Origin of the sequence: Escherichia ruysiae (assembly GCF_031323975.1) — a bacterium.
In the GTDB taxonomy this organism is placed as follows: domain Bacteria; phylum Pseudomonadota; class Gammaproteobacteria; order Enterobacterales; family Enterobacteriaceae; genus Escherichia; species Escherichia ruysiae.
The window spans coordinates 209,080-222,066 of the sequence record NZ_JAVIWS010000001.1 but is presented as its reverse complement, the minus strand read 5'-3'; the positions used below and the strand labels follow the sequence as shown (position 1 = coordinate 222,066).

Here is a 12,987-nt window from a genome sequence, read left to right as displayed (position 1 = left end):
TATTCCTTATCCGACGCTGTGTTCAAGACTGATGGCGAGGAGTTTTTGTGCTTCAACGGCAAATTCCAGCGGCAGTTCCGAGAACACGTCTTTGCAGAAACCGTTAACAATCATCGAGATGGCGTCTTCTTCGCTGATCCCGCGTTGCAGGCAGTAAAACAGCTGATCTTCACCAATACGCGATGTCGTTGCCTCGTGCTCCAGTTGTGCGCTGTTATTGCGACATTCGACATACGGGAAGGTATGCGCCCCGCAATTAGCGCCAATCAGCATTGAGTCGCACTGAGTGAAGTTGCGCGCATTGGTTGCCGTCGGCATGATTTTCACTAAGCCGCGATAGCTGTTCTGGCTGTGTCCGGCAGAGATCCCTTTCGAGATAATGGTCGATTTGGTGTTCTTACCGATGTGGATCATCTTGGTGCCGGTATCAGCCTGCTGATGACCGCTGGTCAGCGCCACTGAGTAAAACTCACCAATGGAGTTATCGCCGCGCAAAATACAGCTTGGGTATTTCCAGGTAATGGCTGAACCGGTTTCCGATTGCGTCCACGACATTTTGCTGTTTTCGCCTTCGCACAGAGCACGCTTGGTGACGAAGTTGAGAATACCGCCGGTGTTGTTATCGCCAGGGAACCAGTTTTGCACCGTGGAATATTTCACCTCGGCGTTTTTATGGATGATGACTTCCACCACCGCCGCGTGTAGCTGGTAGCTATCACGCACTGGTGCGGAGCAGCCTTCAATGTAGCTGACGTAGCTGTCTTCGTCGGCTACCAGAATGGTGCGCTCAAACTGCCCGGTTTTTTCTGCGTTAATACGAAAATAGGTGGAAAGCTCCATCGGACAGCGCACGCCTTTAGGTACATAAATAAACGTACCATCGGAAGCCACCGCCGCATTGAGCGCGGCAAAAAAGTTGTCATTCCCAGGCACCACGGTGCCGAGATATTTCTTCACCAGCTCCGGGTGCTCATGAATCGCTTCGCCAAAGGAACAGAAAATGATCCCCTGCTCCGCCAGTTTTTCGCGATAAGTGGTGGCAACCGAAACAGAATCGAAAATGGCATCCACCGCCACCTCTTTGCCTTCCCGCACCGGTACGCCCAACTGCTCAAATGCCGCTTCAACCTCTTTACTTAAAAAAGCGTTTGCGCCGGTTTGTTGCACCGCGCCCGGTTCAGAAACACAGGTGTCATCGCAGTTACCACATGAAGGCGCGGAGTAATAGCTATAATCCTGATAATTCAGCTTATCGTATTGCGCCTTCAACCAGTGCGGCTCTTCCATCTCCAGCCATGCGCGAAAGGCGTTGAGACGAAACGCCAGCATCCACTCCGGTTCATTACGCTTCGCCGAGATTGCGCGCACCACCTCTTCGTTTATGCCCTTAGCCAGCTCATCAGTGGCTAACTGGGTGAAGAATCCTTCTTTATAATTCAGCGAGCCGCCAGTCCAGGTTTTGACATCGTCAGTTGCTTCAGTATTACGAGACATAGTACCGCCTATACCCCGAAGCTTTCGCCACAGCCACATTCATTCTGGGCTTTCGGGTTGTGAAATTTGAATATCTGATTGAGTCCTTCGCGAACGAAATCGACTTCCGTGCCATCAATAAACGGCATTGCTTGTAGCGGGACATACAGCTTCGCGCCGTCGTGTTCAAACAGCAGATCGTCTTTGTCCGGCTCGCTAACACTGTCGAGTACATAGCCAAAGCCCGCGCAACCCGTTTGCTTCACGCCTAAGCGCACGCCGACCATACCTGGCTGCTTTGCCACCAGCTCGCGGATGTGCACCGCCGCTGCGGGTGTCAGCGTTAAGCCTTGCCAGGCGAAATCCTGTGGATTAAAGGTTCCTGAATGCATGTCCATCGATTTACCTCACTTCATCGCTTTCAGCGTATAACAGCATGTTAGTGATAATGATTATCAGTTCAACCCAGCAAACGCAGGGGCTTTACCGTAAAACATGCTTTTTGCCTGCATTTAATAAGCATAGACCCTGATATGCGGCTTAACAGGCACGCTAAGAATTAGGTATCTCATTGTTAGTTAATGATTATTACCGGAGGGCATTTAAGACTGTGATGGAAAAGAAAAAGTTGTATTGAAAATGACTATTTAAGAGATAGGTAAAAAAGTGGCTCGTTCAGAAATAAGAAAACCCTTAAGTCTGTGCTACACAGGCTTAAGGGTTTCTACCCCATCCGGCGCTTATCTCCGGCACTCACAGTGGCTTAGCTCTTGAAGGGGTGATAAGAATAATCTCATAAAGCTAAGCCAGCGTTTTAACACAACCTGCGATTTGTATTCTTTTTAAACAAGATCAAGCGGGTAAAAATGGGAGAAGTCAGAAGAAAGTCGTCAGACCTGGACTGGAGTTAATCCAGGTCGATGGGGCACACTAACTGCGTTCAGCCAGAATCAATGCACGCCCAAACGCCAGGCAAAGTAGATTTCTTCTTTTAATTCAGCAGAAGAGAGAGTAAGCAGATCAGCGAATTCAAGTTCTAGTTGTTTCAGACGTTTGAGATATTGGGCAGGTGAAAGATTGCTCTGGTCACGGCGTAAAAATTCAATGGCCAGTTGGGTGGGATCAAGTTGAGTAGACATAGCATCCTCGCTTTTAGACAAGACCTGCACAGTATACCACCGTTTACTGTGCAGATAATAACCAAAGGCAATATGCGTCACACTTTTCTGGTGACAACGTCACAAAATAGCGGTCGTCAATCGTGACGAACAGCACAAACGCTCTTTCTCATCGAATATTTCAATCTGCCAGACCTGATGACGTGAACCAAGATGCAGCGGCTTGCAAACGCCGCGAACTCGCCCTTCTCGCGCTGATCGAACATGGTTAGCATTGATTTCCAGACCAACGACTTTTTGATCACCTTCGGTACATAAATAACCGGCAACGGAGCCAATACTTTCGGCCAGCACCACGGACGCACCGCCATGCAGCAGCCCGAAAGGTTGCTTTGTCCGCGAATCTACCGGCATTGTCGCTTCCAGAGTGTCATCACCAATATGTTCAAAGCGAATATCCAGCAATCCCACCATGTTTCCATCACCCATGGCATTCAGTGCTTCCAGGGTGATTTTACGTTTCCATATCATTTAATAATCTCCAGTAATGCCTGCACAGGATGGCGTACCCCCGTACCTTCAACCCGTTTTACCTGACTACGGCAGGAATATCCGGTCGCCAGACAGCGATTTCGCGGCAGACGCTGCATCGCCTGATGCCAGGATAACTCATAGATCCCAAGCGAGTTTTTATGATTTTTCGCTTCATGTCCGTAAGTCCCCGCCATACCGCAGCAACCCACACTGACATTTTCCAGCTTCGCGCCAAAACGGGCAAATATCGCGGCCCATTGTGCTGGCGCGCCCGGCAAGGCGGTGACTTCGGTACAGTGACCAAAGAAATACCACGGTTCACCGCTGACCGCAGCCACTGGCTGTGACTCAAGTACGCTTGCCAGCCATTCATTCGCCAGCAGAACGTTAAACTCGCCGCGTTCCTCGCCGAGAGTGAGTTTGTATTCGTCGCGATAACAAAGTACCAGCGCCGGATCGACGCCCACCATTGGCATTCCCAGCTTCGCCATACGGTTGAGGAAATCCGCCGTCTTTTTCGCCGTCTTCGCAAAACGATTGAGGAATCCTTTGATGTGCTGGGCTTTACCATTTGGTGAAAATGGCAACAGTACCGGCTGGAAACCTAATTTCTCGACCAGACGGACAAAATCTGCCACCACTTGCGCATCGTAATAGCTGGTGAAAGGGTCTTGCACCACCAACACCGTGCGCGCTTTCTGCTCTGCATTGAGAGCTTCAAGCTGTTCCAGCGTCATGTTTGCCGAGCGATGCCCCACCATTTGTTGTTGCAGCGACGGCACCGAAAGCAGCGGCAAGTCGACCATGCCGATATGTTTTTTCGACAGTTTGCGAACCAGAGGCTGGTTAATGAAGAAGTTAAAGGTCTTTGGCGCTCGCGCCATCAGCGGCGCATAACTTTCGACCGTCGCCACAAGATGGTCACGCAGCGGGCGTAAATAACGGGTGTGATAGAGTTGCAGGAAACGAGAGCGGAACTCTGGCACATCTATTTTGATAGGGCACTGGGTCGAACAGGCTTTACAGGCCAGACAGCCTGACATCGCCTCTTTCACTTCGTGGGAGAAGTCATATTCGCCTTTATTTGCGTGCCAGCTATTGCGCGTGCGGGCAATTAACGTCCGCAAACTGGCTCGCGATTCCGGCAGTTCTTGTTCCAGTTTTAGAGGATCAACACCACGGTCAGCCAGCAAACGTAGCCATTCACGCACCAGCGTTGCGCGCCCTTTCGGTGAATGAATCCGGTTCTGGGTGATCTTCATCGACGGGCACATGGGGCTGCGGGCATCAAAGTTGAAGCATAAACCGTTGCCGTTACACTCCATCGCACCGCGCCACTGCTGGCGTACCGCGATGGGGATCTGCCGATCAAATGTACCGCGCTTTACCGCGTCCACTTTCATCATCGGCGCGTCGAGACCTTTTGGCGGGCAAATCTTTCCTGGGTTGAGTCGGTTATGCGGGTCAAATGCCGCTTTCACTTTGCGCAGTTCTGCAAAAAGTTCCTCACCGAAAAACGCCGGGCTGTATTCGGCGCGAAAACCTTTGCCGTGCTCGCCCCACAACAAACCACCGTATTTCGCAGTCAGCGCCACCACGTCATCAGAAATTTGCTTCATCAACATCTCTTGTTGCGGATCGCACATATCCAGCGCCGGACGAACGTGCAAAACCCCCGCATCGACGTGACCAAACATACCGTAGCTTAAGCCGTGACTGTCGAGCAGCGCGCGAAATTCAGCAATATAATCCGCCAGGTGTTCTGGCGGCACGCAGGTATCTTCGGCAAACGGAATTGGCTTAGCGGCGCCTTTAGCATTGCCAAGCAGGCCAACAGCTTTTTTGCGCATCGCATAGATACGTTCAACACCCGCCAGCTCGCGGCACACCTGCCAGCCAATGACACCTGCTTGCTGACTAGCGATAAGTTCGTCCAGCCGCGCACAGAGTGCATTTACCCGCTCGTCAATCAGCGCCTCATCATCACCAGCAAATTCCACAATGTTCAGTCCGAGCATCTCTTTGTCAGGCACATCGGTAATCAACTCACTGACGGAATGCCAGACGATATCTTCCCGCGCAAGGTTCAGCACTTTAGAATCCACCGTCTCAACTGAAAGCGCGCGCGCCTCAACCATAAACGGCGCGTTACGCAGCGCGGAGTCAAAAGAGTCATATTTGACGTTCACCAGACGGCGCACTTTCGGCAAGCGAGTAATATCCAGTCGCGCTTCGGTAATAAAGGCCAGCGTCCCTTCTGAACCCGTCAGAATGCGCGTCAGGTCGAACTCGGTCATCTCATCGTTAAAGACATGACGCAGATCGTAACCGGTAAGAAAGCGATTAAGTTTGGGAAATTTGTCGATGATTAACTGCCGTTGCTGACGGCAGCGTTGATAAACCGTTTTATAGATACGCCCGATAGCTGTATTGGTTTTGCCCAGCGTTTCCGCCAGCTCGACGGGTAAAGGTTGCGTATCGAGAATATCCCCCCCCAACAACACCGCCCGCACCCCGAGCACGTGATCTGACGTTTTACCATAGACCAGCGATCCCTGACCGGATGCATCGGTATTGATCATCCCGCCGAGCGTTGCCCGGTTGCTGGTCGAAAGTTCTGGTGCAAAAAAGTAGCCGAACGGTTTCAGATACTGGTTAAGCTGATCTTTAATAACCCCCGCTTCAACGCGCACCCAGCCCTCTTCAGGGTTAATTTCGATGATGCGGTTCATATGACGGGACATATCAACAATAATCCCCTGGTTGAGCGCCTGACCGTTAGTGCCGGTGCCGCCACCGCGCGGGGTGAAGATCAACGATGAATAGCGTTCCTGCGCAGCCAGACGGGCGATTAATGCCACATCTGCGGTCGAACGCGGAAATACCACTGCGTCGGGGAGAAGTTGGTAAATACTGTTGTCGGTCGACATTGTCAGACGATCGGCATAACTTGTCGCCGTATCGCCGGTAAAACCCTGTTGCTCCAGCTCTTGCAAAAAATTAAGCACCAGTTGAACGACGCCGGGTGCCTGGGAAATCTGTGGAATCATTATATTGACCCTTTCCTGCGGTCTGTGATGTAGGTCGATACACAGTTCTTTCAGGCAGCTGCAATAGCGCACTGAAAGGTGATGTATGTTTACTCTATGGATTTCGAGTTGCGGGAAGGCGGCAAGCGAGTGAACGCCAGGAACTTACAAAAGTAAGTGACTGGGGTGAACGAACGTAGCCGCAGCACATGCAACTTGAAATACGACGAGTAAACCGTTTGCGTGTTGCCTGAATTGTTGTACCACATTTTTTTCTTACACGCCCATCAGAATTAAGGGCAGAATCGGCCTGTTAAAAACCGCTGAAATTGCTCATCATTATGCAGGTGAGTTTCGCGTGTTCACGTCGCGTCGACGATTTGACGCACAAAAAAGGTGAAAAGTAGTTATGGTAAATGTTCGTCAGCCCAGGGATGTCGCACAAATTCTGCTTTCGGTGCTGTTTTTAGCCATCATGATTGTGGCATGTCTGTGGATTGTTCAACCCTTCGTTCTCGGCTTTGCGTGGGCTGGTACGGTGGTTATCGCTACCTGGCCGGTATTGTTACGCTTGCAAAAGATCATGTTTGGTCGCCGTTCGCTCGCCGTTCTGGTGATGACGCTGTTATTAGTGATGGTGTTTATCATCCCTATCGCCTTATTGGTTAACAGTATCGTCGATGGCAGTGGGCCGTTGATTAAAGCCATTTCCAGCGGCGACATGACGTTACCCGATCTGGCGTGGCTTAATACCATTCCGGTGATTGGTGCGAAGCTGTATGCAGGCTGGCACAATTTGCTGGATATGGGGGGTACGGCGATCATGGCGAAAGTCCGTCCTTATATTGGCACCACCACCACCTGGTTTGTTGGGCAGGCAGCGCATATCGGGCGCTTTATGGTGCATTGTGCATTAATGCTTCTCTTCAGCGCCCTGCTGTACTGGCGCGGTGAACAGGTAGCGCAAGGCATTCGCCATTTTGCAACTCGTCTGGCAGGCGCTCGCGGTGATGCCGCAGTCCTGCTGGCGGCGCAGGCTATCCGCGCGGTGGCGCTGGGTGTAGTGGTAACAGCGTTGGTGCAGGCGGTACTTGGCGGTATCGGTCTGGCGGTATCCGGCGTTCCTTACGCAACGCTGCTGACGGTGTTAATGATCCTCTCCTGCCTTGTCCAGCTTGGCCCGCTGCCGGTGTTGATTCCGGCGATTATCTGGCTCTACTGGAGCGGTGATACCACCTGGGGCACGGTATTGCTGGTGTGGAGTGGTGTGGTTGGCACACTGGATAACGTGATTCGCCCGATGTTAATTCGCATGGGCGCCGATTTACCGCTGATCCTGATCCTCTCCGGGGTTATCGGTGGTTTGATTGCCTTCGGGATGATTGGTCTGTTTATTGGTCCGGTTCTGTTAGCCGTTTCCTGGCGTCTGTTTGCTGCGTGGGTGGAAGAAGTCCCGCCACCGACTGACCAGCCGGAAGAAATTCTCGAAGAACTGGGCGAAATTGAAAAGCCGAATAAGTAACTCTCTCATCAGGCGGCTCTGCCGCCTGATTGTTAACCATCGCTAATTGATATTTCATTTCTCAACCTCGTATTTCCCTGCTTACCTCCATTCAGCTGGTAGTACCTGTCGCAAATTCTTTACAGTTTTTAAACTAATGAGACGAATCTGATCGACGCAAAAAGTCCGTATGCCTACTATTAGCTCACGGTTATAAATCAACATATTGATTTATAAGCATGGAAATCCCCTGAGTGAAACAACGAATTGCTGTGTGTAGTCTTTGCCCATCTCCCACGATGGGCTTTTTTTTAACATTTTTCCGTTTCCTTACCTCGCCATTCATTCTTTCCAATAATGTTGCACAAGATACTGTGACTCTCTTCAAGCCGTTAGCAGGCTGATAATGTTATTTATATTTTATTCTATTTTTTGATGCAGCCATTACCTATGAACGCTTATGAACTCCAGGCACTACGCCATATTTTTGCCATGACTGTTGATGAATGCGCGACCTGGATTGCCCAGACAGGTGACAGCGAAAGCTGGCGGCGGTGGGAAAATGGCAAAAGCGCCATTCCTGATAGCGTCGTTGAAAAATTGCTGGCTATGCGTCAGCAAAGAAAAAAACATCTTCACGCCATCATAGAGAAAATAAATAACCGCATCGGCAATAACACCATGCGTTTTTTCCCTGACTTAACCGCGTTTCAACGTGTCTACCCTGACGGCAATTTTATTGACTGGAAGATTTATCAATCAGTAGCCGCTGAGTTATATGCGCACAACCTTGAGCGTCTTTGTTGATATTTTAACGGGAATCAACAGTCATCATTACAAAAATAATGAACGGATATTGACGCAATATCGCCACATTTTTTAAAGCACAGTTGCTAAGTGGATCTTATGAAAAATCCCTATCTCCCTACCGCGCTGGGGTTGTATTTCAATTACCTGGTGCATGGTATGGGCGTCATTTTGATGACCCTGAATATGGCCTCGCTGGAGACGCTTTGGCATACCAATGCGGCAGGTGTCTCGATTGTTATCTCATCATTAGGCATTGGTCGACTAAGCGTCCTGTTTCTTTCTGGCTTATTATCCGATCGCTTCGGTCGCCGACCGTTTATCATTCTCGGTATGTGCTGCTATATCGCCTTCTTTTTTGGCATCCTGCACACCAATAACATCATTATCGCTTATGTTTTTGGCTTTCTGGCCGGAATGGCAAACAGTTTTCTCGATGCAGGTACTTATCCCAGCCTGATGGAAGCCTTTCCTCATTCACCGGGTACAGCCAATATTTTAATTAAAGCGTTTGTTTCCTGCGGACAATTTTTATTGCCGTTAATCATTAGTTTGTTGGTATGGGCCGAACTGTGGTTTGGTTGGTCTTTTATGATTGCCGCAGGCATTATGATTATTAACGGTCTGTTTTTATACCGCAGTACCTTTCCACCGCATCCGGGTCGTCGCTTACCGGCAGTAAATAAAACAACCACTTCTGCGGGGCATCGCTGCTCAATAATCGATTTAGCCAGTTATACCTTATATGGCTATATATCAATGGCAACGTTTTATCTGGTCAGCCAGTGGCTGGCACAATACGGACAATTTGTCGCTGGCATGTCATACACAATGTCGATCAAATTACTCAGCATCTACACCGTGGGATCGCTGCTTTGCGTATTTATTAGTGCACCGCTCATTCGTAAAGCGATTCACCCGACAACATTGTTGATGCTGTACACGTTTATCTCATTTATTGCCCTGCTCACCGTTTGCCTGTATCCCATATTTTATGTGGTAATAACATTCGCTTTCGTTATTGGTTTTACCTCCGCTGGAGGCGTTGTACAAATTGGCCTGACGTTAATGGCTGAACGTTTTCCCTACGCTAAAGGTAAAGCAACCGGGATTTATTACAGTGCGGGAAGTATTGCGACCTTTACCATTCCGTTGATTACGGCTCATCTATCACAAAGAAGTATTGCCGATATTATGTGGTTCGATACTGGCATCGCTGCCGTCGGTTTTTTACTGGCGCTGTTTATTGGCTTACGCAGCCACAAGGAAACACAACATCCATCGCTAAAGGGAAATGTCGCCACGGACGGGTAATGCAATATTATTTTCAGGACATGCAAGATCTTACGGATAAATTAATCTTTCTGCGCTAATTAAGGGAAATCACGATCCAAAACAAACTATCTCATGCAATATACCTGGAAACATAAACTTTATGCCATGTATCCGGAGAAAATCATCTTCAGTATAGTGATTATGTAAACCGTCGAAGAACAATACGTACAGTAACAATATTATCTTTCAGCAAGGAGCTGTGAAAATGTCTCAAAATAAGGCTTTCAGCACGCCATTTATCCTGGCTGTTCTTTGTATATACTTCAGCTATTTCCTGCACGGCATTAGTGTTATTACACTTGCACAGAACATGTCATCTCTGGCAGAAAAATTTTCAACGGACAACGCGGGTATTGCTTATTTAATTTCCGGTATTGGCCTGGGTCGCCTGATCAGTATTTTATTCTTCGGTGTAATCTCCGACAAATTTGGTCGGCGCGCAGTCATATTAATGGCAGTAATAATGTATCTACTGTTCTTCTTTGGTATTCCCGCTTGCCCGAATTTAACGCTCGCTTACTGTCTGGCAGTGTGCGTAGGTATCGCTAACTCGGCGCTGGATACCGGTGGTTACCCGGCGTTGATGGAATGCTTTCCGAAAGCCTCCGGGTCGGCGGTAATACTGGTTAAAGCAATGGTGTCATTCGGGCAAATGTTCTATCCAATGCTGGTGAGTTATATGCTGCTGAATAACATCTGGTACGGCTATGGGCTGATTATTCCTGGCATCCTGTTTGTACTGATCACGCTGATGCTGTTGAAAAGCAAATTCCCCAGCCAGTTGGTGGACGCCAGCGTTGCCAATGAATTGCCGATAATGAACAGTAAACCGTTAGTCTGGCTGGAAGGTGTTTCGTCGGTACTGTTCGGTGTTGCCGCATTCTCGACCTTTTATGTGATTGTGGTGTGGATGCCCAAATATGCAATGGCATTTGCCGGTATGTCGGAAGCCGAAGCATTAAAAACCATCTCTTATTACAGTATGGGTTCGCTGGTCTGTGTCTTTATATTTGCCGCGCTACTGAAAAAAATAGTACGCCCCATCTGGGCTAACGTATTTAACTCTGCACTGGCAACGGTAACTGCCGCCATTATCTATCTCTACCCTTCTCCGCTAGTGTGTAATGCCGGAGCCTTTGTTATCGGTTTCTCAGCGGCTGGCGGAATTTTACAACTCGGCGTTTCGGTCATGTCAGAGTTTTTCCCCAAAAGCAAGGCCAAAGTCACCAGTATTTATATGATGATGGGCGGTCTGGCTAACTTTGTTATTCCACTGATTACCGGTTATCTGTCAAATATCGGCCTGCAATATATCATCGTTCTCGATTTTACTTTCGCGCTGCTGGCCTTGATTACCGCAATTATTGTTTTTATCCGCTATTACCGCGTATTCATTATTCCCAAAAATGATATCCGGTTAGGCGAACGTTATTTTAAACACAATTAAGCACAGAGGTTAAAGGAGTGAATTATGGATGTTACCGCAAAATACGAATTGATTGGGTTGATGGCCTATCCTATCCGCCACAGTTTATCGCCTGAAATGCAGAATAAAGCCTTAGAAAAAGCAGGATTACCATTTACCTATATGGCCTTTGAAGTGGATAACGATAGCTTTGCCGGAGCAATTGAAGGATTAAAAGCCCTCAAAATGCGCGGCACCGGTGTGTCGATGCCGAACAAACAACTGGCGTGTGAATATGTTGATGAATTAACGCCTGCGGCGAAACTGGTGGGCGCCATCAATACCATCGTTAATGATAACGGCTACCTGCGTGGTTATAACACCGACGGCACAGGCCATATTCGCGCCATAAAAGAGAGCGGTTTTGATATCAAAGGAAAAACGATGGTGCTGTTAGGTGCCGGTGGCGCCTCAACGGCGATTGGCGCGCAGGGTGCGATTGAAGGGTTAAAAGAAATTAAACTCTTTAACCGTCGGGATGAGTTTTTCGATAAAGCCCTCGCCTTCGCGCAACGGGTCAACGAAAACACCGATTGCGTCGTCACAGTGACGGATCTCGCCGATCAGCAGGCCTTTGCCGAGGCGCTGGCTTCTGCCGACATTTTAACCAACGGCACTAAAGTGGGTATGAAACCCCTTGAAAATGAATCATTGGTTAATGATATCAGTCTGTTACATCCAGGACTTCTGGTCACCGAATGCGTATATAACCCGCATATGACGAAGTTATTGCAGCAGGCGCAACAAGCAGGTTGCAAAACGATTGATGGATACGGCATGTTGTTGTGGCAAGGGGCTGAACAGTTCACGTTATGGACTGGCAAAAATTTCCCTCTGGAATACGTTAAACAGGTCATGGGGTTCGGCGCCTGACAGGCTGACCGCGTGCAGAAAGGGTAAGAAATGAAAACCGTAACTGTAAAAGATCTCGTCATTGGCACGGGTGCACCAAAAATCATCGTCTCGCTGATGGCGAAAGATATCGCCAGCGTGAAATCTGAAGCTCTTGTCTATCGTGAAGCGGACTTTGATATTCTGGAATGGCGTGTGGATCACTTTGCCGACCTCACCTGTGTGGAGTCGGTCATGGCGGCGGCAAAAATTCTCCGTGAGACCATGCCAGAAAAACCGCTGCTGTTTACCTTCCGCAGTGCCAAAGAAGGCGGCGAGCAGGCGATTTCCACCGAAGCTTATATTGCTCTCAATCGTGCAGCCATCGACGGCGGTCTGGTGGATATGATCGATCTGGAGTTATTTACCGGCGATGATCAGGTTAAAGAAACCGTCGCCTACGCCCACGCGCATGATGTGAAAGTTGTCATGTCCAACCATGACTTCCATAAAACGCCGGAAGCCGAAGAAATCATTGCCCGTCTGCGCAAAATGCAGTCCTTCGACGCCGATATTCCTAAGATTGCGCTGATGCCGCAAAGTACCAGCGATGTGCTGACGTTGCTTGCCGCGACCCTGGAGATGCAGGAGCAGTATGCCGATCGTCCAATCATTACCATGTCGATGGCAAAAACTGGCGTAATTTCCCGTCTGGCTGGTGAAGTTTTCGGTTCGGCGGCAACCTTTGGCGCAGTAAAAAAAACCTCTGCCCCTGGACAAATATCGGTGAATGATTTGCGCACAGTATTAACTATTTTGCATCAGGCATAATCAATAACGTTCCGGCGGGAACACCCTCACCCGCCGAAATAAAAATAAGTGTTTTAAGAGTAT

General features: G+C 49.0%; 10 protein-coding genes, 1 other RNA gene and 1 pseudogene. 7 read left to right on the top strand and 5 right to left on the bottom strand.

Going from position 1 to position 12,987, the window contains the following annotated elements:
- Positions 1–6: 6 nt before the first annotated feature.
- The 5 genes from sufB to ydiJ all read right to left on the bottom strand — a co-directional run bounded on the left by sufB (position 7) and on the right by ydiJ (position 6,175).
- Positions 7–1,494, bottom strand: a complete 1,488-nt coding sequence (sufB, locus tag RGV86_RS01205; protein ID WP_085460678.1) for a Fe-S cluster assembly protein SufB — start codon at positions 1,492–1,494, stop codon at positions 7–9.
- An 8-nt stretch (positions 1,495–1,502) separates the two neighbouring features.
- Positions 1,503–1,871 (bottom strand): Fe-S cluster assembly scaffold SufA, encoded by a 369-nt coding sequence (gene sufA, locus RGV86_RS01200; RefSeq protein WP_000367172.1) that lies wholly within the window; start codon positions 1,869–1,871, stop codon positions 1,503–1,505.
- 552 nt (positions 1,872–2,423) lie between these two features.
- A complete protein-coding gene (locus tag RGV86_RS01195; RefSeq protein WP_001296104.1) occupies positions 2,424–2,612 on the bottom strand; it encodes a YdiH family protein in 189 nt (62 codons plus the stop codon).
- A 99-nt stretch (positions 2,613–2,711) separates the two neighbouring features.
- The gene (gene menI / locus RGV86_RS01190; protein WP_085460677.1) at positions 2,712–3,122 is read right to left on the bottom strand and encodes a 1,4-dihydroxy-2-naphthoyl-CoA hydrolase; all 411 of its coding nucleotides are present in this window, start codon (positions 3,120–3,122) and stop codon (positions 2,712–2,714) included.
- On the bottom strand, positions 3,119–6,175 hold the full coding sequence (gene ydiJ, locus RGV86_RS01185; RefSeq protein WP_085460764.1) for a D-2-hydroxyglutarate dehydrogenase YdiJ: 3,057 nt from the start codon (positions 6,173–6,175) through the stop codon (positions 3,119–3,121). The genes menI and ydiJ overlap by 4 nt, the downstream gene beginning before the upstream one ends.
- Positions 6,176–6,563: 388 nt before the next feature.
- On the opposite strand from ydiJ, the gene ydiK reads away from it, so the two are divergent.
- From ydiK to aroD, 7 genes and pseudogenes are all read left to right on the top strand, one after another.
- Entirely contained in the window at positions 6,564–7,676 is a 1,113-nt protein-coding gene (ydiK, locus tag RGV86_RS01180) for an AI-2E family transporter YdiK (protein WP_085460676.1), read from the top strand.
- A gap of 186 nt (positions 7,677–7,862) precedes the next feature.
- An RNA gene (gene rprA, locus RGV86_RS01175) (antisense sRNA RprA) lies at positions 7,863–7,970 on the top strand.
- Positions 7,971–8,105: 135 nt separating this feature from the next.
- Positions 8,106–8,462: a YdiL family protein gene (locus RGV86_RS01170; protein ID WP_085460675.1), complete on the top strand. Its 357-nt coding sequence runs from the start codon at positions 8,106–8,108 to the stop codon at positions 8,460–8,462.
- A 99-nt stretch (positions 8,463–8,561) separates the two neighbouring features.
- A complete protein-coding gene (locus RGV86_RS01165; protein ID WP_085460674.1) occupies positions 8,562–9,776 on the top strand; it encodes an MFS transporter in 1,215 nt (404 codons plus the stop codon).
- A gap of 226 nt (positions 9,777–10,002) precedes the next feature.
- Positions 10,003–11,257: pseudogene (locus tag RGV86_RS01160) on the top strand (MFS transporter).
- Positions 11,258–11,268: 11 nt separating this feature from the next.
- Positions 11,269–12,135 carry a quinate/shikimate dehydrogenase gene (gene ydiB / locus RGV86_RS01155; RefSeq protein WP_000383455.1) on the top strand — a complete coding sequence of 289 codons (867 nt, stop codon included), beginning with the start codon at positions 11,269–11,271 and terminating at the stop codon, positions 12,133–12,135.
- A gap of 30 nt (positions 12,136–12,165) precedes the next feature.
- Positions 12,166–12,924 carry a type I 3-dehydroquinate dehydratase gene (aroD, locus tag RGV86_RS01150; RefSeq protein WP_085460673.1) on the top strand — a complete coding sequence of 253 codons (759 nt, stop codon included), beginning with the start codon at positions 12,166–12,168 and terminating at the stop codon, positions 12,922–12,924.
- Positions 12,925–12,987: the final 63 nt, after the last annotated feature.

Coding starts and splice junctions, on each gene's coding strand:
- sufB (WP_085460678.1), bottom strand. CDS start 1,494: ATGTCTCGTAATACTGAAGCAACTGACGATGTCAAAACCTGGACTGGC.
- sufA (WP_000367172.1), bottom strand. CDS start 1,871: ATGGACATGCATTCAGGAACCTTTAATCCACAGGATTTCGCCTGGCAA.
- RGV86_RS01195 (WP_001296104.1), bottom strand. CDS start 2,612: ATGTCTACTCAACTTGATCCCACCCAACTGGCCATTGAATTTTTACGC.
- menI (WP_085460677.1), bottom strand. CDS start 3,122: ATGATATGGAAACGTAAAATCACCCTGGAAGCACTGAATGCCATGGGT.
- ydiJ (WP_085460764.1), bottom strand. CDS start 6,175: ATGATTCCACAGATTTCCCAGGCACCCGGCGTCGTTCAACTGGTGCTT.
- ydiK (WP_085460676.1), top strand. CDS start 6,564: ATGGTAAATGTTCGTCAGCCCAGGGATGTCGCACAAATTCTGCTTTCG.
- RGV86_RS01170 (WP_085460675.1), top strand. CDS start 8,106: ATGAACGCTTATGAACTCCAGGCACTACGCCATATTTTTGCCATGACT.
- RGV86_RS01165 (WP_085460674.1), top strand. CDS start 8,562: ATGAAAAATCCCTATCTCCCTACCGCGCTGGGGTTGTATTTCAATTAC.
- ydiB (WP_000383455.1), top strand. CDS start 11,269: ATGGATGTTACCGCAAAATACGAATTGATTGGGTTGATGGCCTATCCT.
- aroD (WP_085460673.1), top strand. CDS start 12,166: ATGAAAACCGTAACTGTAAAAGATCTCGTCATTGGCACGGGTGCACCA.